The 24737-nt window shown below is 69.7% G+C and carries 26 protein-coding genes and 1 pseudogene; 11 read left to right on the top strand and 16 right to left on the bottom strand.

Annotation, left to right across the window (positions count from 1 at the left end):
- The first annotated feature begins 267 nt into the window (after positions 1-267).
- Positions 268-1434 carry a glycosyltransferase family 4 protein gene (locus Acor_RS17140; RefSeq protein ID WP_155337664.1) on the top strand — a complete coding sequence of 389 codons (1167 nt, stop codon included), beginning with the start codon at positions 268-270 and terminating at the stop codon, positions 1432-1434.
- Here the strand turns inward: Acor_RS17140 and Acor_RS17145 are convergent.
- The 3 genes from Acor_RS17145 to Acor_RS44370 are packed head-to-tail and all read right to left on the bottom strand — an operon-like array spanning position 1417 to position 2443.
- The gene (locus Acor_RS17145) at positions 1417-1593 is read right to left on the bottom strand and encodes a hypothetical protein (protein ID WP_155337665.1); all 177 of its coding nucleotides are present in this window, start codon (positions 1591-1593) and stop codon (positions 1417-1419) included. The two genes, Acor_RS17140 and Acor_RS17145, sit on opposite strands and share 18 nt — an antisense overlap.
- Entirely contained in the window at positions 1590-2285 is a 696-nt protein-coding gene (locus tag Acor_RS17150) for a class E sortase (RefSeq protein WP_155337666.1), read from the bottom strand. The genes Acor_RS17145 and Acor_RS17150 overlap by 4 nt, the downstream gene beginning before the upstream one ends.
- Before the next feature lie 2 nt (positions 2286-2287).
- Positions 2288-2443, bottom strand: coding sequence for an LPXTG cell wall anchor domain-containing protein (locus Acor_RS44370; RefSeq protein WP_246238698.1), 156 nt, complete (start codon positions 2441-2443; stop codon positions 2288-2290).
- Positions 2444-2450: 7 nt separating this feature from the next.
- Between Acor_RS44370 and Acor_RS44375 the strand changes: the two genes are divergently transcribed.
- The gene (locus tag Acor_RS44375; protein ID WP_246238699.1) at positions 2451-3359 is read left to right on the top strand and encodes a hypothetical protein; all 909 of its coding nucleotides are present in this window, start codon (positions 2451-2453) and stop codon (positions 3357-3359) included.
- 321 nt (positions 3360-3680) lie between these two features.
- Here the strand turns inward: Acor_RS44375 and Acor_RS17160 are convergent, their stop codons facing one another.
- The 7 genes and pseudogenes from Acor_RS17160 to Acor_RS17185 all read right to left on the bottom strand — a co-directional run bounded on the left by Acor_RS17160 (position 3681) and on the right by Acor_RS17185 (position 10386).
- Positions 3681-4493 (bottom strand): class F sortase, encoded by an 813-nt coding sequence (locus Acor_RS17160; protein WP_155337668.1) that lies wholly within the window; start codon positions 4491-4493, stop codon positions 3681-3683.
- Positions 4490-5347, bottom strand: a complete 858-nt coding sequence (locus Acor_RS17165) for a hypothetical protein (RefSeq protein WP_155337669.1) — start codon at positions 5345-5347, stop codon at positions 4490-4492. Before Acor_RS17165 ends, Acor_RS17160 begins: the two co-directional genes overlap by 4 nt.
- Before the next feature lie 322 nt (positions 5348-5669).
- Positions 5670-8369: a hypothetical protein gene (locus Acor_RS17170; protein ID WP_155337670.1), complete on the bottom strand. Its 2700-nt coding sequence runs from the start codon at positions 8367-8369 to the stop codon at positions 5670-5672.
- Positions 8370-8463: 94 nt separating this feature from the next.
- Positions 8464-8727, bottom strand: a complete 264-nt coding sequence (locus Acor_RS46645) for a hypothetical protein (protein ID WP_425542202.1) — start codon at positions 8725-8727, stop codon at positions 8464-8466.
- A 91-nt stretch (positions 8728-8818) separates the two neighbouring features.
- A pseudogene (locus tag Acor_RS46650) lies at positions 8819-9151 on the bottom strand (SLC13 family permease); the annotation flags it as partial.
- A 99-nt stretch (positions 9152-9250) separates the two neighbouring features.
- Entirely contained in the window at positions 9251-10192 is a 942-nt protein-coding gene (locus Acor_RS17180) for a lysylphosphatidylglycerol synthase domain-containing protein (RefSeq protein ID WP_155337671.1), read from the bottom strand.
- A complete protein-coding gene (locus tag Acor_RS17185; RefSeq protein ID WP_155337672.1) occupies positions 10189-10386 on the bottom strand; it encodes a hypothetical protein in 198 nt (65 codons plus the stop codon). The genes Acor_RS17180 and Acor_RS17185 overlap by 4 nt, the downstream gene beginning before the upstream one ends.
- Here Acor_RS17185 and Acor_RS17190 point away from each other — a divergent pair.
- From Acor_RS17190 to Acor_RS17210, 5 genes are all read left to right on the top strand, one after another.
- Positions 10385-11713, top strand: coding sequence for an SWIM zinc finger family protein (locus Acor_RS17190; RefSeq protein ID WP_155337673.1), 1329 nt, complete (start codon positions 10385-10387; stop codon positions 11711-11713). The genes Acor_RS17185 and Acor_RS17190 overlap by 2 nt on opposite strands.
- Positions 11714-11965: 252 nt before the next feature.
- Positions 11966-12145, top strand: coding sequence for a hypothetical protein (locus tag Acor_RS45890; protein ID WP_308805660.1), 180 nt, complete (start codon positions 11966-11968; stop codon positions 12143-12145).
- A gap of 320 nt (positions 12146-12465) precedes the next feature.
- On the top strand, positions 12466-13143 hold the full coding sequence (locus Acor_RS17200; RefSeq protein ID WP_155337674.1) for a TetR/AcrR family transcriptional regulator: 678 nt from the start codon (positions 12466-12468) through the stop codon (positions 13141-13143).
- Positions 13144-13284: 141 nt separating this feature from the next.
- Positions 13285-14034, top strand: a complete 750-nt coding sequence (locus Acor_RS17205) for a sugar phosphate isomerase/epimerase family protein (protein ID WP_155337675.1) — start codon at positions 13285-13287, stop codon at positions 14032-14034.
- Positions 14031-15131 carry a Gfo/Idh/MocA family protein gene (locus Acor_RS17210; RefSeq protein WP_155337676.1) on the top strand — a complete coding sequence of 367 codons (1101 nt, stop codon included), beginning with the start codon at positions 14031-14033 and terminating at the stop codon, positions 15129-15131. The genes Acor_RS17205 and Acor_RS17210 overlap by 4 nt, the downstream gene beginning before the upstream one ends.
- Positions 15132-15168: 37 nt before the next feature.
- On the opposite strand, the gene Acor_RS17215 is transcribed toward Acor_RS17210, so the two are convergent.
- From Acor_RS17215 to Acor_RS17225, 3 genes are read right to left on the bottom strand one after another with little or no spacing between them, the layout of a single operon-like run.
- The gene (locus tag Acor_RS17215; RefSeq protein WP_155337677.1) at positions 15169-16176 is read right to left on the bottom strand and encodes a Gfo/Idh/MocA family protein; all 1008 of its coding nucleotides are present in this window, start codon (positions 16174-16176) and stop codon (positions 15169-15171) included.
- Entirely contained in the window at positions 16176-17348 is a 1173-nt protein-coding gene (locus tag Acor_RS17220) for a Gfo/Idh/MocA family protein (protein ID WP_155337678.1), read from the bottom strand. The genes Acor_RS17215 and Acor_RS17220 overlap by 1 nt, the downstream gene beginning before the upstream one ends.
- Positions 17349-17360: 12 nt before the next feature.
- A complete protein-coding gene (locus tag Acor_RS17225; RefSeq protein WP_155337679.1) occupies positions 17361-18410 on the bottom strand; it encodes a zinc-binding dehydrogenase in 1050 nt (349 codons plus the stop codon).
- A gap of 139 nt (positions 18411-18549) precedes the next feature.
- On the opposite strand from Acor_RS17225, the gene Acor_RS17230 reads away from it, so the two are divergent.
- From Acor_RS17230 to Acor_RS17245, 4 genes are read left to right on the top strand one after another with little or no spacing between them, the layout of a single operon-like run.
- A complete protein-coding gene (locus Acor_RS17230; protein WP_218034339.1) occupies positions 18550-19494 on the top strand; it encodes a sugar phosphate isomerase/epimerase family protein in 945 nt (314 codons plus the stop codon).
- Between the two features lie 16 nt (positions 19495-19510).
- Positions 19511-20239: an orotidine 5'-phosphate decarboxylase / HUMPS family protein gene (locus tag Acor_RS17235; RefSeq protein WP_155337680.1), complete on the top strand. Its 729-nt coding sequence runs from the start codon at positions 19511-19513 to the stop codon at positions 20237-20239.
- Positions 20236-20595 (top strand): VOC family protein, encoded by a 360-nt coding sequence (locus tag Acor_RS17240; RefSeq protein WP_155337681.1) that lies wholly within the window; start codon positions 20236-20238, stop codon positions 20593-20595. Before Acor_RS17235 ends, Acor_RS17240 begins: the two co-directional genes overlap by 4 nt.
- Positions 20595-21602: a sugar phosphate isomerase/epimerase family protein gene (locus Acor_RS17245; protein ID WP_155337682.1), complete on the top strand. Its 1008-nt coding sequence runs from the start codon at positions 20595-20597 to the stop codon at positions 21600-21602. Before Acor_RS17240 ends, Acor_RS17245 begins: the two co-directional genes overlap by 1 nt.
- Here Acor_RS17245 and Acor_RS17250 read toward each other — a convergent pair.
- From Acor_RS17250 to Acor_RS17260, 3 genes are read right to left on the bottom strand one after another with little or no spacing between them, the layout of a single operon-like run.
- Positions 21599-22996, bottom strand: a complete 1398-nt coding sequence (locus tag Acor_RS17250; protein ID WP_170316970.1) for an aldehyde dehydrogenase family protein — start codon at positions 22994-22996, stop codon at positions 21599-21601. The two genes, Acor_RS17245 and Acor_RS17250, sit on opposite strands and share 4 nt — an antisense overlap.
- Positions 22993-23817: a DeoR/GlpR family DNA-binding transcription regulator gene (locus Acor_RS17255; protein ID WP_155337684.1), complete on the bottom strand. Its 825-nt coding sequence runs from the start codon at positions 23815-23817 to the stop codon at positions 22993-22995. The genes Acor_RS17250 and Acor_RS17255 overlap by 4 nt, the downstream gene beginning before the upstream one ends.
- The gene (locus Acor_RS17260) at positions 23814-24728 is read right to left on the bottom strand and encodes a hypothetical protein (RefSeq protein WP_170316971.1); all 915 of its coding nucleotides are present in this window, start codon (positions 24726-24728) and stop codon (positions 23814-23816) included. The genes Acor_RS17255 and Acor_RS17260 overlap by 4 nt, the downstream gene beginning before the upstream one ends.
- Between the last annotated feature and the right edge of the window lie 9 nt (positions 24729-24737).

A 24737-nucleotide genomic window follows, 5' to 3' on the forward strand; every position in this document is an offset into this window, starting at 1 on the left:
CCAGGTCATGAAATATAGCTATATCCGATTGGTCTGATATTTATACCGGCGAATTACCTTATGAATCAGTGTGCATAGCACCAACGCGGCCGATCCCGAAGATGAACTCGCGGCAAACGGATGGGGTCCCGCCCAGCGAGCGGGACAAAGAGGCCAACCGGTGGTTAAGAGTGCGGGAATACCCCCGCCACCCCTTTCCGCTCGAACGGCAATTCCTTAGCGTCCAGCCCGGAAGCGCGTTCTTTGCGTTGTCATATAGGGGCGTCCATGAGTGCCGTAAAGACCTCAACATCAACAACGTCAACGATCACCGCCGGGCGCGCCGGACGCGCGCTCCGCGTCGCGATGATCGGCCAGCGCGGCCTGCCCGCCACCTACGGCGGGATCGAACACCACGTGGCCCAGATCGGCCGGCGACTGGCCGCCCGCGGCCACGAGATCACCGTGTTCTGCCGCACCAATTACACCGACGAGCGCCACGACCGCCTCGACGGCATGCGCCTGCGCCATCTGCCCACCCTGGGCACCAAGCACCTGGACGCCCTGACCCACAGCCTCACGTCCACCATGACCGCCGCGGGACGCCACGACATCGTGCACTACCACGCCCTCGGCCCCGGCCTGTTCGCGCCGGTTCCGCGCTACCTGACCAGGTCCCGGGTCGTGCAGACGATCCACGGCTGGGACGATCTCCGGGCGAAGTGGGGCGGGCTCGCGCAGCGGGTGCTGCGCGCCGGTCGGTGGGTCAGCCAGCGGGTGCCGAACGCCGTGATCGGCGTCTCCCGCGAGATCAGCGACGCGTACGGCGAGTCGGCCACCTACATCGCCAACGGCGTCGAGCGCCCGCCCGACGGTCTCAGCCCGGAACCCGTGCTGGCCCGCGGCCTGCGGCCTGGCGGCTACGTCCTGTTCGTCGGCCGGTTGGTTCCGGAGAAGGCCGTCGACCTGCTGCTCCGCACGTTCAGCCGGCTGCCGGGCGATGTTCAGCTGGCCGTCGCCGGCGGTTCCGCCTACACCGACGACTACGTCACCGGCCTGCGCGAGCTGGCCGCCCGCGACCCGCGCATCCACCTGCTCGGCTACGTGTACGGCGACGACCTGGCCGCGCTCTACCAGCACGCCGGGGCCTACGTGCAGCCTTCGCACCTGGAGGGCCTGCCGCTGGCGCTGCTGGAGGCCGCTTCGCACGGTCTCCCCCTGATCGCCAGCGGCCTGGGCTGCCACCGCGAGATCATCGCGGCCGAGGGCCCCGGCGGCCGGATCTTCCGCCCCGGCGACCCGGCCGGGCTGCTGGCGGCGCTCACGCACGTGCTGGCCGACCAGGAAAAAGAGCGCGCCGCAGCGCTGGTCCGCCGGGACGACATCCTGCGGCGCTACTCCTGGGATCGGGCCACCGACCTGACCGAGGAGCTCTACCTACGGCTGGCCCGCTGACGGTTCCATGGTCACGTCGTCGAGGCCGAGCAGCGCGTCGGCCAGCGGGAAAACGACATACCAGAGGATGCCCACGGCGGCCAGGAGCAGCAGGACCGCGCAGGCGGCCCGCGTGAACCGGCCGCCGGGCAGTTTGGCCCAGATCCAGGGATAGATCACTTCTTCGCCCCCAGTTCGGGTGGCCGCCCGTCCGACTTCGCCTGCGACCGGGCGAGTTCGGCGAAGACCACCAGGCGCTGCCAGTTCTGCAGCTTCGGGTTACATGTGGTCAGGGTGAGCATCGCCCGCTCCGGAGGCACGCCGGGCTGGTTCGGGGTGGGGGCCACGACCTCGACCGCGGTCGGCAGCACCTCCCGGTGCTCGGTCACCCGGTACACGAACCAGGCGTTTCTGGTCTCCGCGACGATCACGTCCCCGGCCTTGAGCCGGTCCAGGTCCCAGAAGACCGACATGATGCGGTGCCCGGCCACGGCCATGTTGCCGATCTCGCCCGGCCGGGCCGTCTTCGGGTAGTGGCCGGGACCTTTGCTCAGGTCGGCCGAGGTCACCCCTTCGACGACGGCCCACTTCCTATCCAGTTTCGGGATGTGCAGGCGGGCCAGCGGCTGCCCGGGAACCGGGGCGGCCGGCTCGCCCGCGGCCGCCCACGCGTGGTCCAGGCGTTCCTCGACCAGGCGCTGCTCCGCCTCGATCTGCCACGCCTTGCCGTAGACCGCGTACAGGGCGAAGAGCAGGGCGATCACGCCGAGCGTGACCATCAGCTCGCCGGCCCCCCTGGCGAGCCGCCTGGACGGCGGCTCCCAGAGGTCGTCCTCCTGCTGGTACGGCAAGGCCGTCTGGCCGGTGATCACGGTCAGAGCTCGCCCGTGGCGTACCCGGCGTAGCCGCCTCGCCTGGACACCCGCAGGGTGAACACGCCGAACAGGACCAGGATGGCGCCCAGCAGGGTCAGCGGGGCGACGAACCCGTCACCGGTCTTGGGCAGCTCCTCGTCGTCGCCGGCGGCCACCGGGGCGGTGACCGTCTCCGTCGAGGTGTGCGTGGACCTGCTCGGGGTGGGGGTGGCCGACGGGGTCGGGGTGCCGGTCGAGGTATTGGACTGGGAGGGGGAAGGCGAGTTCGAGCGCGACGGAGACGGCGAGACACAGGGCGAGGCGCTGGGCGACGGGCTGGCGCTCGCGGACGGGCTCGCACTGGCCGAGGCACTAACTGAAGCGCTCGCACTGGCTGAAGCACTCGCCGACGCGCTCGCGCTGGCGGACGCGCTGGCCGAAGCACTGGCGGAGGCGCTGGCCGAAGCACTGGCGGAGGCGCTGGCCGAAGCGCTCGCGCTGGCGGACGCGCTCGCCGACGGTGTGACGCAGGCGCGTGGCGACGGAGTGGCCGACGCGCTCGCGGACGCGCTGGCGGAGGCGCTCGCCGAAGCGCTGGCGGACGGCGACGGGGTGCTCGACTCGGTGAGCAGCAGTTCGGCGTTGGGCTGTACGACCTGGCTCAGCGTGAGCAGGACCGAGACGGACGCGTCCGAGGTGAGCGACCGAGCGGTCGCCGGGGGGCTCGCCGAGGGGCTGCCGTCCGGAGTCGGTGTGACCTCCGGGGTGATGGTCGGCGTGCTGGCCGGGGTGGACTTCGCGCTCGGGGACGGGCTGGCCGCCGTGGCCGTGCCCAGCCAGCTCACGGTCGCCTCGCCGACGTTCGGATCGCCCACGTCCAGCCGGATCAGATCGGCGACGGCCGGTGGGCTGGTGAGCAGCGAAGGGGACGGGCTGGTGGTGGGATGCCCGGGGGTCGGGCTGGGCGACGGGCTGGGTTCCGTGGTCACCCGATCGGCGCGGACCACGGCGTCCCGGCCGTCGATCCGCAGATGCGGCTCCTTGACCACCACCGTCTTGGCCCCGACGACGAACCGCACGGACCCCAGGTAGTCCACCTCGGCGTCGCCCGTGGCCGGATCGAACGCCCCGCCCGACGCGTGGAACCGGACCCTGCCCTCCGGCGTCAGTTCCGCGCCGCCGTCGACGAACACCTGCCCGGTGTCTCCGTCCACGATGGCCGCCAAGCCGATCGTCAGCGTTCCCGCCGTCACGTCCCTGGCGGTCGACGCATTCGGCGGGGTCGCCGCCAGCGCGCCCACGGCAAGCGCCGCTCCGAGCCAGATCTGGGCGATTCCCAGGGTCGCCAAACGTTTATGCCGCACCCGAACCATCAATGACCACCCACAAGAAAGACTGAATTAATTAGCAAGGTTAAGTAGATGTCACGGAGGTTAGTGTGGCGTACACAATCAAATTGTCGGTGTAACTGTGCGTTTTCTTGTTGTACACCCCGCCACAGGTGATGAGCCGGAGCGCGGGCTGGGTTGTGTTGCCGTACACCCGCTCGCTCGGAAACGCCGTTTTGGCGACCTGTTCGACGCCGTCCACGGTGAAGGTGACCACCGAACCGTCCGCCCGGCCGATCTTGATGAGCTGTCCGCGCGAGAGTTCGCGTAGCCGCTGGAACACCGCGGCTCCGGTCCGGGTGTTGACGTGGCCGACGATGACGGCCGGCCCCACCTCCCCCGGAGTCGGGCTGTACTTGAACCATCCGGCCAGATTGCGGGCCGACAGCGGCGGCACCTCGATCTCCCGCCGTTCGGTCACCCCGACCTCCCGCACCGGCGCGTCCACCCGGATTCCCGGGATGACCAGCCTGGACGGAGCGGCCTTCCCGACCGGCGCGGCGGGCTGTCCCGCCGGGGCCGGGGGCGGCGCGTCGGAGATGGCCGCGGTGAGCACGGCCCCGGGGCCGCCGGGGCCCACCTCGTTCGGGAAGCTCAGCACGCCCGCGGGTCCCGGCGGGTTCACCACGCCCAGTGACTCCCGGACCGCCGACTCGCTGGGAGCCGTCGCCACCAGGACGACGCCGATCAGCGCGGTGACGACCGCGGCCGCCGTCCCGGCCACCAGGACCAGCCGTACGGGGCCCATCAGGCCCGCGTCCGGTTCGGCGACGCTTCCCCGAAGCCGGGCCAACCAGCCGGTGGGCCGCCGCTCAGGGTGTTCTTCGATCGTGTTCACGCCCGCCTCCAGATACGTCGGCCGATGAGTGCCGCACCTGCGCCGCCACAAACGATCAAGAACATGCCGAGCAGCCCGCGCGCCCCTGACGCCGTCTCGACGCCGGTCGCGGCCCCGCCGAGCGGGGTGAGCACCACCTGCGGCACGGCCGAGGGCGACGGCGAGGCCGTCACGGAGATGGTCACCGTGGGCCTCGGCGACGGGCTCGGGCTGGCCGACGGCGACCCGCTCGGGGTGGCGCTGGGAGTGGCGCTCGCGCTCGGCGTGGGTGTCGCGGACGGGCTCGCCGACGGGGACGGGCTCGCGGCGGCGGCGACCAGCAGCCGGGTTCCCTCGGTCAGGTCGGTGACGCAGGTGGTCCGGCCCGCTCCGGGCACCTCAAGCTGGAAGTCGCCCGGCATGACCGTCACTTCCGCGCCGGCCGGGAGGTCGGTGGGGATGGTCATATATCCGGTCATGGGGGGCACCGTGATGGGTTGGCCCGGGTCCACTGACGTGGTCAGGGACGATCGGCCGGTCATCGGGGCTAGTTCGCCCTGGATGGCGCCGTTCAGGCGGAGCCTGCCGTACGAGCCGATCTCGGTGCCCGGTGCCGCGGTCTTGTCGCCCAGGTTGGCCAGGCCGTCGCCCACCGACCACACCACCGTGACCGTAGCGCCGGGTAACGCGGATTTGGGCAGCTCAAGGGTGACATCGAGTTCAGCGTTCTTGCCGCCGCACGCGTAGGGCACGTTGACTATCCGGGTCTCGGCCAGCGCGACATCCTGGCGGCAGAACACTCCGACCACCATCACCAGGACTACGCCGACGCCGGACCAGGCCGACAGCTTGGGCACGGTTGCACGGCCTTTCACGAAGATCCCCGCCGGAGGGTTGGGCGAGGCAGCAGCGAAAGGCTGACGACCTTGGGTTACGCGTTAGAGGTTTCCTGGCGAAATATCGGTGTGGCGCGTGTGAAAGTGGAGCCTTGGCGGTGAATCCTCACGACATCCAGATGTACCGCATATGACGGCGGACCAAAATCCCCGCAATATCGGTATATAACGGACATTCTGGAACGTTCTCGCCTACGGTTTTCGGCCGGGCGGGGTGCCCTGTACGACGAGCCCTGTTGGACGCTCGATGGCGATCGCGCGTCCGGCCCCCGGGATCCCGGGGGCCGGCGAGAATCGCGCGTTACTGCTTCGTCTTCCTGTTGCGCAGTTTCTTCGTGGGTTTCTTGGAAGAGCCGAGCGTCGGCGCCGGTGTGCTCAGCGGTCGGTGATCGGGTGTCGTCTCCGGGGTCTTGGCGGCAGGTTTCACGGGCGCCTTCACCGGCGGCTTCGTGAGCGTGCTGAGGGGCTTGAACCCGGACTGGACGAGTGATCGCGGGGGCGACTTGGGGCTGGACTGGACGAGTGACCGCGGGGACGACTTGAGACTGGAGACGGGCGTCTCCTTCCTGGGCGGCCCGTCCTCGTCCCGCGGGTCGGGCCGCCGGTTGGGCGTGGGGTCCTGCGAGGCCCGCTGTTCCTGCTCGGTCAGGGCCACCCCTTCGTCGAGGTAGTTCTGGTAGTTCTCATCGTCGAGGTCGGGCTCGCGGTCGAGCTCCAGCACCGGGAACACCGGTGAGGACGGCACGGGCGTGGACGGCTCCTGGCTGGACGCGTAGCCGGTGTCGTCGCTTCCCTTCAGCCCCTGCGCGCCGAAGAACGCGCTGGCCAGCGCGGGCCAGCGGCTCCTGTCGCTGAGCGCCTCCCGCACTGTCGACGGAGCGGCGCCGGAGCCGTACAGCCGCTCCAGCGTCGGACCGTCTTCGAGCAGCTTCGACGGCGGCCACGGATAGGTGTTCATGTGCGTGGCCAGCAGCCGATTGAAGACGCCCGGGTGGACGTCCTGCAACATCACCCAGCACTTGAGACAGCACAGCTTGCCGACGCCCAGCTTCGCGCCCGGATTCTGGAGGCCGATGATCAGCGCCACCATCTCCGCGTGGACCTCCTGCTCCTTGCCGTTCCCGGCCAGCGGCAGCGGACCGTTGTACGGGACGACCCGGATCCGGCCATGCTCAGCCTCCAGCGTCCGGAGGAAGGCGATGGCCTTGCGCATCCGGACCTCCAGCCGCGCCACCGACCGCTTGGTCAGCCGCTGCCGTCCGCCGCGGCCGGAGCTCAGGTCGGCCAGCACGGCCTTGATCCGCCGCTCGCCCTCGGCGCCCACCGCACGCGAGGCGTGCAGCAAGCTCTCCAGGTCCGCGCCCATGAGATCGTCGGGACGGTTGGCGGTGATTCCGATCTCGCGCCCGTTGTGGATGACGGCGACGCACACCCGATTGCCGTTGAACGACGTGATCACGTCGGCCAGCCGGTCGAGCGAGCGGTCGTAGGCGAGGTCCGGGTCCTCGCCGAGTTCCTTCAGCCAGGCCGCGTGCGACTTGTGCTTCGCCAGCAGTTCCTCCTGACGTGTGGTCAGGCTCTTCTGCAGCCACCCTTGGGCGCTGTCCCGCGTCGTGCTCCACTTGCCGTATTTCATCGAGGCCAGTTCCACGGCCACCCCGTCCGGGATCCGCTGGCCGCGCCGGAGCGTCGCGAGTTTCTGCCGGAAGGTCGCGTCCAGGTTCCACCGCTTCAGGTGCGTCGCCAGCTTGTCCACCTGCCGGCTCACCGCCGGATTGCGGGCGCCGAGCCAGCAGAGCTCGGCGAGCACGCCGTCGGGGTCCCGCGCGGACACGTTCAGGGCCGTGCCGATGACCCGCCAGACCAGGGGGGAATTCTCGACCTGGTTCGCGAGGACGGCGACGTCGCCGGGCACGACCCTGCGGGCCTGCGCCAGCCAGTACTGCGCCAGCGGGTCGTCGGGATTGCTCAGCAGGTGCGCCGTCAGGTCCTCGTTGTCGTTGACGAACCCGATGAGGTCCGCGAGATCCCGGAACGGCTCCAGATCCCGGAGCTTCTGGTAGCCGACCGGCAGGATCGGCGACGGCCTGACGCCGGGACTGAGCAGCAGCCCCAGGTCGTCCTCGTCGTCGAGCAGCATTCCCGACTCGGGACGTCTGGGTTCGTCGTCGTCGACCAGGTTGAGCGTCTTCGTCGCGGGGAGTTTCGCCTTCGCGGGAGGTTCGTCGTCGTCGACCAGGTTGATCGTCGTGATGGGGCGCGGAATCGTCGTGATGGTACGCCGATCTTTGACGCGCAGGCTCGTCGTGATCGTGGGCTTCGGCGCGCCGAACAGATCGTCGTCCCCGCGAACCAGGGAGGAACGTCTGGTCAGGGGTGGTGATTCGGGGATTACGAGGCCGCTGAACAGAGGTTTCGGCGGATCCTCCTCATCAGAGTCGACTATGACGATCGACTTCTTCGACGGAGAGACGATGCGCGGAACCTGACGCGTCGTGGAAAGGCTGCCGGCCTGGCCGAAACCTCCGGATCCCACCGTTGACGTCACCTGACGCGGATCCACCAGCCTCACTCGTTTCGCCCCCGAACGATCTCCGGTGTCCTTCAGGGACAGGGTTCGCCGGTCAGGTGACAACCTGCGCTTGAGCTTCGGCAACGGCTCGTCGAAGTCCTCGATCTCGTCGTCGATGACGCCCACGACGGGCTTCGGGGGGTCGTCGAACTCCTCGATCTCGTCGACCACCCTGGACTTCACCGGCCGGGGGGAGTCGTCAAAGTCCTCGATGTCCTCGATGTCGTCCGCGACGGGCTTCGGGGGGTCATCGAACTCCTCGATGTCGTCGAAGTCGAAGTCGGTCCGCTCGACCTTGCGGAACAGCGGCCGCTTCTCCACCTTCTTCGGCTTGGCCTTGGGGGCCCCCGATTTGCGCCGCGTGGACCGGGTCGGCTGGTTGGACGGCGGCAACTTGTATCGGGACGGATCGCCGTACGGAAATGACATAAGTGAACCCCCTGTCGTTCTCCCCCGAGCTCACCCCATGTTGGCCATACTCGCCGAGCGCGAAACCTACTGGGAGGGTGACAGTTCGATCACGTCAGGCCAGGTAGCGCAGCCACAGATACGGCGTGACCAGGGCCACCGTGACGAAGGTGACGATCAGGCCGTATTTGGTGAATTCCCAGAAGCTGATCGGGTGCCGGCTTCGGGCGGCGATGCCCAGCACGACCACGTTGGCCGCCGCGCCGACCGCGGTGGCGTTGCCGCCCAGGTCGGCGCCGAAGGCCAGCGCCCACCACAGCACCTGCGCGTGCTCGCCGCCCCCGTTGGCCTGCACGAGATCGGCCACGATGGGGCTCATCGTCGCCACATACGGGATGTTGTCCACCACTGATGTTCGGCGGATCACCGACCAGCGTCGCCGTCCCGCCGATGTTGGAGGCCATCGCCTCCGCGATCAGGTACGGCACCACCGGCAGCGCCAGCCGCTCACACACCAGAAACGTCACCGGCGCGACCAGCAGCACCGTCATCACGTTGTCCAGCATCCCCGACGCGACCGCCGTGATCACCACCAGCAACGCCATCAGCCGGTACGGCCGCCCGCGCGCCCGCTTCGCCGCCCAGATCGCCAGATACTCAAACACTCCGGTGCGTTTGAGCACACTGACGATGACCATCCGGTCATGCGCGAAAGGACGGCGTTTTCCCGGCCGATGGTCGGCATGGTCCTCCTCGTCCCCTCGACCGGCCGGGTGCCGAATCGATACGGCGATATGTACCATCACCGGGCTCAGCCCGTCAAAGCCTTGTATGAATCGTTTCGGCAACTCACCGGAGTGCCGGAGCGGAGACCTGCCGCCCCAGATGCTTGAGAGAACCGGTCATGACGAGACTCCTTCGGTGATGGGAGCCCGCCGCGCGTTCCAGCTCAGCAGTCCGAGTACCACACCGGTCGACACCACGTCGGCCACGGTCATCAGCACCCGGCTCAACGCGACCAAAGTGATCAGGCCGGGCCCGGTCAGCAGGGTGGCGAGCGTCAGCCCGAGTACGGCTTCGCGCGGCCCCAGCCCCGACGGCATCACCAGCGAGAAGATCCCGGCCACGGTGGCGAGCGCGAACCCCCCGATACCCACCGACAGCGCCCCGGCGGGCGGGGCCCCCAGCGCGACCGCGAGCACGGTGACATGCAGCCCGGCGGTCAGCCAGCCGAGAACCATCAACCCGGTGACCGCCAGCAGCGTGCGCCGCCCGGGCAGCCCGATCGGCGCGGAGCCCCGGCGCAGCACCCGCTGCGCCACCCCGAGCAGCCGCCCGAACAGCTGCGGCGCGACCAGCGGCACGAGCGCCCCGGCGAACACGGGCAGCAGCAGCCACCAGATCGCGTCGGCGGCCACCAGCCACGGCAGCGCGATCAGCCCGACCGCCATCCCTGCCACCACCGCGAGCCCCTGACTGGCCACGAACGCTCCCGCCAGCCGGGCGGACGGCTCCCCGAGCGGGCGCGCCATCGCCGCGTGGGCGACGGCCGGCCAGACCCCGCCGGGCAGATACCGGGTGATCCCGGCCAGGAAGAAGACGCGCGCGGCGACCGGGAGCGGCAGCCGCGTGCCGAGCCCGGCCAGCAGTATCCGCCAGCCGAAGAAGCCTGGCGCACCGCCGATGGCGGTCAACCCCGCCGCGAGCAGGGCGTTGGACCAGCCGACCAGGCGCAGGCTGTCGGCCACGCCGTGCCGTACCCGCCAGAGTTGGTAGCCGAGGAAGCCGAGGACGAGCACGACAACGGCCCATCGGAGCACGGCGAATACGTGTCGCCGGGTCATGCGGTCACTCTGGCGTAGAGGTGGCGGGTGAGCGCGTGGTACAGGTGCAGGGTTCGGTATACCTTCACGGGACCATCGTCGATCAGCGGCTCCTTGGCGTACACACCGCGGACGCAGCCGCAGCCCGGGACGGCGGCGCCCCGCACCATCCCCTCGGCACTTTTGTCGGTGGTGATCTCTAGTCTCCGGGGCATGGCAACGACGCAGACCTACAGTTACGCCGCGCCGTCCGCTCTGGTGGACGGGCGGCTGGGGTTGTCGACTTCCGGCGGGACGGCACTCGGCGGGCCGGTGGCAGCGCCCAGATTCTTCAGCGGGATTGTGACGGAGGCTGCGTCGGCGGCTGCGGCATTGCTGGGGGTGGCCGATGTGGCGCTGGCCCGATATCACCAGCCGCGCCCGGGTTGGACGCGGGATCCGGTGGTGACCTGCTCGGGAGATCGGCTCAGATTCGAGTCGTTCTCGGCGTGCGGCGGGGTGTACGCGCGGCTCGACGTTCTCGGTGCGGCGCTGGACGGCGAGGTGTTCGACCGGGGAACGACGAACGTCGACGTCAACGGGCCGCTGCGAGAGGCGCTGGCTCGGGTGGGCGCGCGGGATCCGATACACCTGGGGGTGGGCGCCGAAGAACTGACCGTGACGACGCTGGACGGCGCGGTCGTCGAGAAGAAGGTGCCGCTGCCGGAACGCTGGCTGCGCGGGTTCGCCGAGGTGCAGGTGATCGCGGCCGGGATGGATCTGCGGGGCGAACTCTCGGGCATGAACACCGTGCGGTTCCTACGGTCACTTCCGAAACGGGCTACGGCCGACCTATGGGTCACACAGGTCGGGCGTGACCTGAAGGTGAGCGATCGGCCAGGGGCGGTGTACCTGGCGGGGGCCGGGCGGCTGGCGACGCTGATGCCATTACTCCGGTTCGCGAAGAGCCTCAAGGTGTACGGCCCCGCCGACACCGGCCAGGTGGCGGCCAGCGCCTGGGAGCTCGAACTACCGGGGATGCGGTACACGCTGGCGCTGTCACCACAACGCTGGCGCGGGTTCTCCGGCGAGGGCGCGGTCCTGGCCGACCTCGCCACCGACGAGGCCGAAGGAGACGCCGACCTGGTGGGAATGCTGCTCAACTTCGAGCCGGAGGTGGAGATCGGCCTGCTGGCCGACCGGTCCGGGCTGCCCCCCACCCGGGTGCGCGCCGCGCTCACCCAGCTCGGCACGGCCGGGCGGGTCGGGTACGACCTGTCCGAAGCGGCGCACTTCCATCGTGAGCTGCCGTATGACCGGGAACATGTGCGGCAGCTCAACCCTCGGCTTTCGTCGGCGAAGGCACTGGTGGAGGCAGGTGCCGTACAGATCGACGGGGATTCGGCACGGGTGGTGACCGAGAGCGGGGTGCGGGAGGTCCGGCTGGACAGCGGCTCGTGCACCTGTCCGTGGTGGTGGGACCATCGCGGGTCGCGTGGTCCGTGCAAGCACGTGCTGGCGGCCAGGATCGTGGCACGCGCCAGCGTCGAGGTGGCGGGGTGAGCGTCGTTTCGTCCGTTGAATGGCTGATCTACTGGGTGCGGTCCCGGTTGGAGGTTCTTCTGGCCCAGGTGTAGCCGAGGATCGTGAGCCCTGCGCACCAGGCGATGGCGATGAGCGCGTTGTCGCCGATGGGGGTGCCCATCAGCAGCGCGAAGATGACCAGGACCAGCAGTCCGATCGCGGCCAGCCAGTCGACCGGGGCCGGCGGTCGGCCGGAAGCCCATCAGGAACGCGACGCCGAAGATGAGCGCCATGCTGAACAGGGTCTGGACCATGCTGGAGATCACGCGGGCGATCAGGATGGACGGGCGGAAGATCGCCATGGTGCGGAATCTGGCGATGATGCCCTCGGTCATGTCCACGCTGACGGAGGTCGAGGTGCCGAGCGCGCCGCCGAAGACGTACACGAACAGGAGCAGGAAGATGAGGTAGCGAAGGATCTTCTTCAGGTCGCGGCGCAGCATCGTGATCGAATCGGTCAGGGCGTGGGGACCGGGTGCTCCGTTGGGGCCGAGCAACGAGAAGATCGTTCCTTCCTCGATGGTCAGGTCGATGCCGTCCAGCACGACCTGGTCTCCGTACGACTTGCGCAGCCCGCTGGCCGTGATTACCGGGGATTTCCTGGCGATCGTCATGGCTTGTTCCAGCCCTCCCGAGAAACTTGCACTTTGTTCAATTGGGAACCTAGGTCGCGACTTGAACTTTGTGCAAGTCCTCCTCTTGCACAACGTTCAATGACGTATCGTGGGCATATGCCGCGCGACACACTGACCACGGACCGGATCGTCCGGACAGCCATCGAGCTGCTGGACGCCGAGGGTCTGGAGGGCTTGAACATGCGCAGCCTGGGCGAGCGGCTCGGCGCCGCGGCGACGGCGGTCTACTGGCACGTGAAGAACAAGGACAACCTGGTCATGCTCGCCGGTGACGAGGTGTGGAACGAGATCGAACTCCCTGACCCGGAGACGACCGGCTGGCGGACGGCGGCCACCGCCATGGCCCACGGCCTCTACGAGATGGCCGTCAGGCATCCGTGGCTGGTGCCGGCCATGGGCGTGCACCTGATGTACGGTCCGGGCAAGTCCCGCCACGACGACCACGGTCTGGCGATCTACGAGAAGGCCGGCTTCGTCGGCGCCGACGCGGACCGGGCGCTGGCCACCGTCTTCATGTTCGTGCTCGGCAGCACACTCGGCGAATCGGCGACGGTGGCGCTGACCAGGCGGCTGCGCAAGGACGGCGGCGACGCCGAGGAACAGCTCCGCGACACCATGGCCAAGACCGGCGAGATCGCGATGCGCTTCCCCCGGCTCCGCGCCCGCGGCGAGACGTTCACCGAGAACGACTACGGCGCCGCCCCCGACAAGAGCTTCGAGTACGGCTTGCAGGTCATCCTCGACGGCCTCGAAGCCCAGCTGCCCGGCCGCTGACCCGCACCCGGGCGGATTCCGGGCACAGCCATGCCCTTGACGTGATGCGTAATGCACAGATATTCGTTACTTTAGTAACAGATATGGGGATGCCGATGATCGGTATCGAACGACACGCCTCCCCCCGGCGAAAGGTTCACTGTGCCTCTCCCCTCGCTGTCCCTTCAGCTCTACAGCGTCCGGCACGCACTCGACGAGGATCTGCCGGGCACGCTCGCCAAGGTCGCCGCGGTCGGCTACCGGCAGGTCGAGTCCTCCTACCGGCTCTACTCCCGTGGCCCCGAGTTCGCCGACGCGGTCCGCGCGAATGGGCTGATCTCGCCCACGCTGACCTCGTCGCTGGTGGACGTCGACCTGGACGCGATCTTCACGGCGGCGAACGAGCTCGGCGCGAACACGGTGGTGGACACGTTCATTCCGGAACAGTTCTGGACCAGTGAGGCCGATGTGACCCGCATCGCCGGTCACCTGAACGCGGCCGCGGTCAAGGCGGCCGACTACGGCCTTCGGGTCGGCTACCACAACCACTGGTGGGAGCTGGAGAAGAAGTTCGCCGGTCGCACCGCGCTGGAGACCCTGGTGGACCAGCTCCGCCCCGAAGTCGTGCTGGAGATCGACGCCTACTGGGTCGCGGTCGGCGGCGAGGACGTGGTCGCCCTGCTCGGCCGGCAGGCCGACCGGGTCAGGTTCCTGCACCTCAAGGACGGCCCGATCAACCGCGAGAACATCCAGCAGCTCCCCGCCGGCCAGGGCAAGCTGCCCATCCCGGAGATCCTCGACGCGACGCCGCTGCTGGAGGCCGGGGTGGTCGAGTTCGACGAGTACGACGGCGACATCTTCCACGCCATCGCCGCCAGCTTCGCCTACCTGAACCCGAAGGTCACGGCATGACCGGCCGGGTGGGCGTCGGCGTCATCGGCGCCGGCAAGATCAGCAACCAGTACCTGGAGAACCTGACCCGCTTCCCCGACCTGGACGTCCGCATCGTCGCGGACCTGTTCACCGAGCGGGCCGCCGAGCAGGCCGCCGCCTACGGGGTGCGGGAGTCCGGCCCGCCGCGGCAGGCGCTGGACCACCCCGACGTGGAGATCATCGTCAACCTGACCATCCCGGCCGCGCACGCCGAGGTGTCCATGGCGGCGCTCGGCGCGGGCAAGCACGTGTGGACGGAGAAGCCGTTCGCGCTCGACCGGGTGGCCGGGCTGGAACTGCTGGAGAAGGCCGAGGGAGCGGGCCTGCGCATCGGCGGCGCGCCCGACACCTTCCTCGGGGCGGGCCTGCAGACCGCCCGGCGTTTGATCGAACGCGGCGACATCGGGGTGCCGCTGACCGGGATGACCCTGTTCGAGGTGCCCGGCCCGGTCGACGACCACCCCAACCTGGAGGTGCTGCTGTCGCGGGGCGCGGGGCCGCTGTGGGACATGGGCCCCTACTATCTGACCGCGCTCACGCAGTCGTTCGGGTCGTTCCGGTCGGTGGTGGCGGCCGGGCGGATCGCGCGGCCGACCCGGGTCCTCCAGGTGGGGCCGAAGGCCGGGCAGGAGATCAGCGTGCGGGTGCCGACGCATGTGAGCGTGATCGCCGAGTTCGAGTCCGGGCAGCTGGCGACGACCGTGCTGAGCTGGGATTCACCGCATCGCCGGGTGGGTCACGTGGAGATCGTGGGTTCTGAGGCGACGCTGTCGATCCCGGACCCGAACCATTTCGACGGGGATCTGCGCATCCGGCGGGCCGGTGACGACGACTGGACGGTCGTGCCCGCGGCGGGTGCGGTCGGCGGGCGTGGGCTCGGGACGCTGGACATCGCGCGGGCCGTCCGGGCCGGGATGCCGCATCGGGCGTCCGGGCGGCTGGCCTACCACGTGGTGGACACGATGGCGGCGATCTCGGAGTCGATCGAGGGCGGGCAGATCGTGCCGGTGCGGAGTTCGGCTCCCGAGGTGGCGGCGATCGCGGAGGACTGGGATCCGTACGCGCGGACGCTGTGAGCTGGGCGCGGCCCGGGGGTGGCCCCCGGGCCGCGGCTCAGTTCTGGAGCTGCTCGATGACGCGGATGGCCGCGAGTGTGTCCCGGGGGTCCACGGGGAGCGGGCCCCGGCCGGAGAGTGCTTCGGCCAGCTGGGCGTAGAAGTGGCGGTAGCCGCCGCGTTCTGTCGGTAGCGGGACGTCTTCGCCGTCGCGGCCTAGGCGGCCGTACGCCTCGGGGGGTTCCACGCCGAAGGCGTCGTCCGAAGGGCTCAGGCCGGCGGCCAGCTGGGATTCCTGCGGGTCCAGGCCCCATTTGCCGTACGCGGATGCGGAGCCGAGCACCCGGAAGCGGAAGCCGCGCCGGGCGACCAGGCTGCTCATCGCCAGGTGGGAGCGCACGCCGGAGGTGTGGGTGAGCGCGATGAAACAGTCGTCGTCGTTGACCGCGCCCTCGCGGTGGCGGTCCAGTTCGCCGTACACGTCGGCGATCGGGCCGAACAGCTGCAACGCCTGGTCGATGAGGTGCGCCCCCAGGTCGTAGGCGACGCCGCCGCCGTCGCGGCCCTTGGTGCCGCTCTTCCAGGCCGGGCGGGGGCGCGGGTTGAGCCATTCGAAGCGGGATTCGAAACGCCACACCTCACCCAGGGCGCCTTCCTCGATCAGGCGTTTGACCGTGAGGAAGTCACCGTCCCAGCGGCGGTTCTGGAACACGGTCAGCGGGACCGCGCGGTCGTCCGCGAGGGCGATCAGGCGTTCCGCGTCGGCGGAGCGGACGGCCAGCGGCTTGTCCACCACGGTGGCCAAACCGGCGGAGAGCGTGCGTTCCGCGAGTTCGACGTGGGTCGGGGTCGGGGAGGCGATCACCACGAGGTCGATGTCGTCCAGGTCGTCGACGCTGGGGACGATCCGTACGCCGGGGTACCGTTCGGTCGCCGACTGGGCCCGGCCGGGGTCGCCGGTCACGATGGCGCGGAGCGCGTACGCGGGGTCGGCGCTGATCAGGGGGGCGTGGAAGACGCTGCCGGCCAGACCGTACCCGATGATCGCGGTGCGGATGGGTGCCATCAGAGTGCCCTTTCCAGGTGGCGGGCCACTTCGCCGCCGACGGGGGTGCCGGTGCGGGCCGCGTACGCCGCCACGATGCGCTGGCAGTCCAGGATGTCGGCGCGGCCGGCGGCCAGGCCGGAGCGCGGTTCGACGCCGTCGCGGACCATGGCGTGGAACGCCTCCAGCTGGGTTTCGAACGCCTCGGTGACGCTGCGGCGGACGACGCGGCGTTCGGCGTCGCCGTCGAGGGTGGTGACGACGAGTTCGGTCGGCGCGTGCAGCAGGTAGGGCGAGGGGAAGGTCAGTTCCACCGTGCCCCGGCCGTGCACGACTCTGACCGTCTCCCGATAGGCGGGGAAGTCGGGCAGGTAGTGCCAGGCCAGGGTGAAGCGTCCGCCCGCGGCGAGGATGCCGGTCGCGGAGATCGACGGTGGATGGTCGCCGAAGGATTTCCGGTCCCGGCCGACGTCCCGGCGGGCGTGCCGGGAGCTCTGCCGCCACATGTCGGCGAAGTCCACGGTGGCGGGCGGCGAGTCGAAGCTCCGCATGATCGACAGGTCGTGGGCCAGGCTGCTGACCAGCGCACCCCGGTAGGCCCGCCACAGCGACTCGTCCGCTTCGCCGACGGCGGCCCGGCGGAGGACGAGATCCTCCGCGTCCATCTCTGCCTGCACCTGCGGCGGCAGCGGCGTGCTCGGCCCGGCCACCCGGGCGAACGCCAGCTGGGAAGCCCCGGTCGGGTGCAGGACCGTCGCCTCGATGCTGCGGATGTCGTCGACGTCGGCCAGCAGGCGGGCGGCCTCGATCACGGCCGGGTCGTACTGCTTCATGTAGCCGAGCAGGATCGCCGGGTGGTCGCCTTCGATCAGCTCGTCCACCTCGCCGGTCGTGTACGCCAGCGGCTTCTCGCAGAACACCGGCAGCCCCCGGGCGAAGATCGCCTGGACGGCGGCGGCGTGCGAGCCCCGGGAGAGGATCATGACCGCGTCGAGGCCGCCGGCGTCGAGCATGTCGGTGAGGTGGTGGAATCGCCGGGCGACGCCGTACCGGCTGCCGATGACGCCGGTGACCTCGGGGGAGAGGTCGCAGACGGCGGCGATGTCGTAGAGGTCGGGTCGTTTGGCCAGGAGCGGCAGGTGGACCGCCTGGGCTACCGCGCCCAGGCCGAGAATGCCCATCCGGATGATCACGCCGTCGGCCCTTCAGTCGGCGAGCATGCGGAGCACGGACTTGACGTTGCGGCCCTGCTGCATGGCGGCGAACGCCTCCTCCCACTCGTCGATGGCGTAGACGCCGCCGAGGACCAGTTCCGGGCGGAGTTTGCCCTCGCCGAACAGGCGCAGCACGTTCTCCCAGGTGCTCCAGGTGTGCGAGTAGCAGCCGTACAGGGTCACGGCCTTCTTGACCAGCGGATCGAGGGTGAAGTCGAGCGGCTGCGGGCCCCAGCCGACCTTGGCGATGGCGCCGGCGGGGCGGACCAGCTGCATGCTCTGCCTGAGGGCGGCGCTCACGCCGGTCGCGTCCACGACCAGGTCGGCGCCGAGGCCGTCGTGCAGGCGGGCGAGGAGTTCGACGGGGTCCTGCCGGGTGATGTCCACGACGTGGTCGGCGCCGATGCGCTTGGCCGTGTCGAGCCGGTGGGTGTCGACGTCGGTGCCGAGCACGACCGTGGTGGCCGCGCCGCGCAGGATGGCGAGTTGGAGGGCGAGGATGCCGATCGCGCCCGCGCCCTGGATGACGACCAGGTCGCCGGGGTGCACGGTGGCCCGCTCGACGACCGCGTTGTACGCCACCGCGTACGGCTCGCACATGGCGGCGGCCTCGAAGCAGAGGCCGTCCGGGATGCGGTGCAGCACCCGGGGCTCGGCCACCAGGTATTCGGCCATCGCGCCGTCGCGCTTGAGGCCGTACCCCTCCCGCCACGGGCACAGGTTGTAGCGCCCGGCCCGGCACAGCGAGCAGACCCCGCAGATCGACGCGGCGGTCTCGCACACCACGCGGTCCCCCACCGCCCAGCCGGTCACCCCGTCGCCGACGGCGTCGATGATCCCGGCGGACTCGTGCCCGAGCGTCACCGGCAGCACGCCCACCGAGCTCTTGCTCTGGGTGTTGTGCCACATGTGGATGTCGGATCCGCAGACGCCGACCGTGTGCACCCGGACCAGGACGGTCCCCGGCCCGGCCACCGGCCGGGGCACGTCGCGCACCTCCAGCGCGCCCGCACTGTCCGCGTATTTGACCAACGCCTTCATCGGCGATCTCTCCCACTCACTGCAAGGAATGCTCAATCCGCACCAATATTAGTTCACAAACCAGTCAAAGTCTGTATGTTAACTCCCACATTTTGCTGTTAGTGTGTCGCTTCAGATAGCGAGCCGGTTAGGAGCGGACGTGCGGATCGCAGCGTTCCCGAAGGGCGACCTCGAACAGATGGTGGTCCGTCGCACGAAATCCATCTTCGAGTGGATCGACGAGGCTCGAACCCTCGGCGTGGACGGCCTGGAACTCCACACCGGGTTCTTCTGGTCCACCGATGAAAAGCACCTGCGGCGGATCGGCGAGGCCATCGCGGCAGCGGGTTTCGAGATGCCGATGATGTGCGCCTCGCCCGACTTCACCCACCCGGACCCTGAGGTCCGCGCGCGCGAGTTCGAGCAGCAGGCGGAGTTCGTGCGCATCACGGCGCTGCTTGGCGGCCCCGGGGCCACCTGCCGCGTGCTCAGCGGTCAGGCCCACCCGGAGACCCCCGTCCAGCAGGGCGTGGAGTGGGCGGCCGAGTCGATCACCGCGCTGCTGCCGCTGGCCGCCGAACTCGGCGTCACCCTGGCCATCGAGAACCACTACAAGGCCAGCACCTGGACCTACCCCGAGTTCGCCCAGTCCCCCGAGATCTTCCTGGCACTCGTCGCCGCGATCGACGACCGGGTGCACTTCGGCATTCAGTACGACCCCTCCAACGCGATCGTCGCAGGCGTCGACTCGGCCGACTTCCTCACCCGAGTGATCGACCGCGTGGTCACCATGCAGGCCTCCGACCGCTACTTGGAGCCCGGGACCACGCTCGACGACCTGCGCCAGGCTGACGGCACCATCGGCTACTCCCCCGCCCTCAAGCACGGCGTCATCGGCCGGGGCCTCAACGACTACGACCGCATCTTCACCATCCTGGTCGACGCCGGATACGACGGCTGGATCAGCGTCGAGGACGGCGTCAACGGCATCGACGAACTCCGCGCCTCGGTGAACTTCCTCCGCGCCGCGCGGGACCGCTGGTTCGGCGGCTCGACGGCCGTCCGGGTGCGCAACCACGAAGCGGCCAAACTCGCCGCCGGTTAATACGGAAGGAACACGAATGCGTACGCTGATCAGTGGGCTGCGGAGATCTGACCTCACCCACGGCATCGTGCAGATCTCGCTGGATCTGAAGACCATGGACGACGCGCTGCGGATGGCCGAGATCGCCGTCAAGGCCGGCGCCGACTGGCTGGAGATCGGCACCCCGCTGGTGCTCGCCGAGGGCGCACACGCGGTCCGCACCCTACGCGCCGAATACCCCGACCACCCTTTGGTCGCCGACCTCAAAATCATGGACGGCGGATACGGCGAAGCCCGCATGTACGCCGAAGCCGGCGCTGACGCCGTGGTCGTGATGGGCCGCGCTCACGACGCCACCGTGCAGCGCGTCTGCGAGGCCGGCGCCGAGTTCGGCATCCTGGTGATGGGCGACGACATGGGCGCCGACGACCGGGTCGCCGAGGCCAAACGCCTGCAGGAACTCGGCGTCGGCATGGTCATCCACCACATCGGCCACGACCACCGCGGCATGCACCGGGAACTGAACCTGTCCCCGCTCACCGACCTGCCCGGCATCGTCGAGGCGACCACCGTCCCCGTGCAGGCGGTCGGCGGCCTCTCCATCGAGCAGGCGGTCAGCTGCCCGACCATCGGCGCGGGCGTCGTGGTGTTCGGCGCGCCACTGGCCATCGACGACGAGACATCCTTCACGATCCCGGAACGCGACCTGCCCCGGATCCTGAAGGACGCGATCGACCGCGTGCACGCCACCCCGGTCCGGCGATGACCTTCCGGCACCTTCACCACGCCACCTTCACCATGCCGGTCGGCACGGAGGACCGGGCCCGCGCCTTCTACGCCGACGTACTCGGCCTGACCGAGGTCCCCAAACCAGCCACGATGAGGCGGACGGGCTGCTGGTTCCGGACCGGCGGCGTCGAGATCCACGGCCTGCCCGAAGACGACTTCCGCCCGAACAGGCTGGGCCACCCGGCGATCCTCGTCGACGACCTGGACGAACTCGCGGCCCGGCTCTCCCGGCACGGCTACACCGTCGAACCCGACGACCGTTTCCCCGGCCACCGCCGCTTCCACACCTACGACTGCTTCGGCAACCAACTCGAATTCCTGCAGGAGAGCTGATGTCAACCCGCCCCGTCACCCTGTTCACCGCGCAGTGGGCCGACCTGCCGTTCGAGGAAGTGGCCAGGCTGGCCTCGGAGTGGGGTTTCGACGGGCTGGAGATCGCCTGCAAGACCCAGCACCTGGACGTGGACCGGGCCCTCGCCGACGAGGATTACCTGAACTCCCGCCGCGAGATCCTGGATCGGTACGGCCTCGGCGTCTGGGCCCTGTCCAACCACGCCCAGGGCCAGGTCATCTGCGACGACCCGCTGGACTTCCGGCACGAGTCGATCGTCGGCTCACGCACCTGGGGCGACGGCGACCCCGACGGCGTCCGTACCCGCGCCTCCGAGCAGGTCAAGCGGACCGCCATCCTGGCCCGCAAGCTCGGCGCGTCGGTGGTCACCGGCTTCACCGGCTCGAAGATCTGGCGCTATGTCGCCATGTATCCGCCGGTCCCCCAGGAGGTCATCGACGACGGCTACGCCGACTTCGCCGCCCGCTGGAACCCGATCATGGACGTGTTCGACAGCGAGGGCGTGCGGTTCGCGCTGGAAGTCCACCCGAGCGAGATCGCCTACGACTACTGGACCACCAAGCGCACCCTGGAGGCGATCGACCGCAGGGACGCGTTCGGGCTCAACTGGGATCCGAGCCACATGATGTGGCAGGACATCAACCCGGCCAACTTCATCGTCGACTTCGCCGACCGGATCTACCACGTGGACTGCAAGGACACCCGGATCCGGGCCAAGGACGGCCGGGTCGGGCGGCTCGGGTCGCACCTGCCGTGGGGTGACCCGCGGCGCGGCTGGGACTTCGTCTCGGCCGGGCACGGGGACGTGCCGTTCGAGGACTGCTTCCGCGCGCTGGAGTCGATCGGGTATCGCGGGCCGATCTCGATCGAGTGGGAGGACGCCGGGATGAGCCGGCTGCACGGTGCGCCGCGGGCGCTCGCCCTGGTGCGATCGCTGCTGTGGGAGCAACCGCACGCCCGCTTCGACACCGCTTTCACGCAGGACTAGGGCTTCAGGACGACCAGTTTGTGGTGCAGGAGTTCGTCGATCGCGTAGCGGACTCCTTCGGTGCCCTGGCCGGATTCCTTCACGCCGCCGTACGGCATGTGGTCGGCGCGGTAGGACGGGGGCATGTTGACCAGGACGCTGCCGGCCTGGGCCTCGGCGGCGAAGCGCATGGCTTCGGCCAGGTCTGCCGTGTAGATGGCGGTGTTCAGGGCGTATCTGGAGGAGTTCACGCCCTGGAGGGCCTGGTCGAGGTCGTCGACGACGAGGACGGTGGCGATCGGGCCGAAGGCTTCCTCGCAGACGAGTGCGTCGGCAGGGTCTACGTCGGTCAGCAGGGTGGGGGTGAGGACGCCGTCGATGATGTCGCCGCCGGCGAGGATTCGGGCTCCGGCGGAGTCTATCGCGCGTTTGAGCCGGGTGGTCGCGTCGGGGGTGATCAGGGGGCCGACCACGGTGGTGTCGTCGCGCGGGTCACCGTACCTGACGGTTTTGAAGGCGCCGGTGAGCAGGGACAGGAACTCGTCGGCGACGGCGCGGGTGACGTACAGGCGTTGCAGGGAGACGCAGGCCTGGCCGGAGTTGGCGAGGGCGGCCGTCACGGCGTCGGCGGCGGCGCGGGGCAGGTCGGCTCTGTCGGTGACGACCATGGCCGTGTTGGAGCCGAGTTCCAGGATGTGCAGCTTCTGGGGTGAGCGTGCCTTGAGGTCCCAGCCGACGCGGCTCGATCCGGTGAAGGTGATCACCGCGACCCTGGGGTCGTCCAGCCAGGGGCCTACGATCTCGTCGGGCGCGCCGGTCACCACGTTCAGCCAGCCGGGCGGCAGGCCCGCCTCGGCGAACACCTCGGTCAGCAGGCCGGCCACCAGCACCGCCTTGTCGGACGGTTTGAGCACCACCGCGCAGCCGGCCGCCAACGCCGGGGCGACCTTGTGCAGGACCAAGTTGAGCGGGAAGTTGAACGGGGTGATGGCGGCCACGATGCCGCGCGGCTCAGGCACCGTGAGGGCGATCGTGCCGGCGCCCGACTCGATCGCGGCCAGCGGGATCGCCTCGCCGGCCAGCCGCCTGGTCTCCTCGGCGGCCCAGCCGAGCGTCTGCGTCGCCCGGTCCACCTCGACCCGGGCCGCGCTGATCGGCTTCCCGGTCTCGGCGCTGATGGATCGGGCGAACTCCTCGGCGCGGGCGGCCAGCAGGCGGGCCGCCTCGGCCAGGACCCTGGCCCGCGCCGGCTGGGCCAGCCCCTGTGCCATGGCCCGCTCGGCAGCGTCGACGGCTTGGACGGCATGCCCGGCCAGCCCGTCCGCGACCGTACCGATCCGCTCGCCCGTCCAGCGGTCCAGCACCGGACGCTCATCCGCGCCGGCCACCCAAGCGCCGTCGATGTACAGCTTCACAGCACGGCCTCCACGGTGACGCCGAACTCCTGCCCGGTCACCACCTCGACGTCCACGTCCTGCTGCTCCAGCATGCGCTGCTGCTCCTCGGAGATGCCGTCGTCGATGATGATCCGGTCGATGGCCTCCCAGTCGCAGATCTTCACCATCGCCGAGGCGTAGAACTTGGAGGAGTCCGCGAGCAGCACCACCCGCTCCGCCACCTCGATCAGCGCCCGCTTGGTGATCGCGTCGAAGCCGTTGCCGCAGAACGCGCCGCGCTCGCCGATCCCGCTGGCGGCCAGGAACAGCGTCTCGACCCGCAGGTTGGCGATGGCCGCCAGCGCGGCCGGCCCGTCGAAGGACAGCGACTCCGGGTGTAACAACCCGCCCAGGCACATCACCTCCGTGCCGGTACGCCCGATCAGGCTGGCCACCACCGGAAACGAGTTCGTGACGACCGTCACGCCCCGGTCCGGCGGCAGCAGTTCGGCCACCTGGTGGCCGGTGGTTCCGGCGTCGATGGCGACCACAGAGCCGAGGGTGATCATGTCGATGGCCTTGACCGCGATCGCCCGCTTGGCGTCGGCCATCTTCATGTCCCGCAGGCGGTAGTCGCTGCCCTCCATGTCCTGCTTGGACAGCGAACCCACACCGCCGCGGAAGGCCCGGACCTTGCCCTGCTCGGCCAGGCGCAGCACGTCACGGCGGATGGTCATCTCGGACACCGCGAAGGCCTTCGACAACTCCGTGATGGTGCAGTACCCCTGATCCGAGATGAACTGCACCAGCCGCTCCCGGCGCTCCGGCGCCGAGGTGTACCGGTAGTTCTCCTCGCTCATTCCTGTCCCTCTTCCGATTTCCGGGCGTTGGCGACACTTCTCGACGGCGCTGTCTCGGCGACGATGGCGGTCAGCTCGCGCAGCCGTGCCGCCGACCGCCGGGTCAGCGCGCTGAGCGTGTCGGGATCGGCGACAGTGTCCCCCCAAATGGCTCGTCCGGCCAGAAATCCATGAGCTCCGCCGAGGCAGGCCTCGCGCAGGGCCGGGGCGAAGTCGGGCTGGTCGACGCCGTTGGACAGCACCACCCAGGGTCCGGAAACGATCGAGGACATCCGCTCGGAATGCTCCCTGACCAGGGAGACGTCCCCCGGCAGGTAGCCCGGCATCTCCGCTTTGTAGATCGTCCCGCCGAGCGTGGCGACCTCGCTCGCCGCCCGCAGGATGGCTTCGTGCCGGGCGCTCGGGCTTTCCCACTCCGCGCCGGTCGGCGGCCGGACGATGGCCTCCACCAGGCTGGGCACCCCCGCCTCGCGGGCGACTTCCAGGAACGCGAGCACCAGCCGGGTACGCACCTCGCGCCCTTCGCCCGGCCGCCAGATGACCAGCAGCTTCACGGCGGCGGCGCCCACGTGACGGATGAACTCGGGCGTGACGTCCAGATCCAGGCTGGTGTCGATCACCCCCTGGCCCGGCGGCTGCTCCAGCACGTCGGCGGCCAGAATCAGGCTGGTCACCTGATCGATACTGTCCGGCCGGTCCTCGGTGACCGCGTACGGCCGGTCCAGCAGCACGGCCGAGGCCATTGGTGACAGCACCCGTGTCGCCATGGCCTTGAACCAGCGCAACGCGTCGTCCCCGGCCGCCCGGCCGTCGACGAGGGGGAACATCTGGCGCAGTGACTCCCGCTGGTCGAGCGCGAGCATGGCGAATCCGCCCTCGGCCGACCTGAGCGGCGCCACCAGCTCATTCATCGCCTGATC

The organism is Acrocarpospora corrugata (genome assembly GCF_009687845.1).
In the GTDB taxonomy this organism is placed as follows: domain Bacteria; phylum Actinomycetota; class Actinomycetes; order Streptosporangiales; family Streptosporangiaceae; genus Acrocarpospora; species Acrocarpospora corrugata.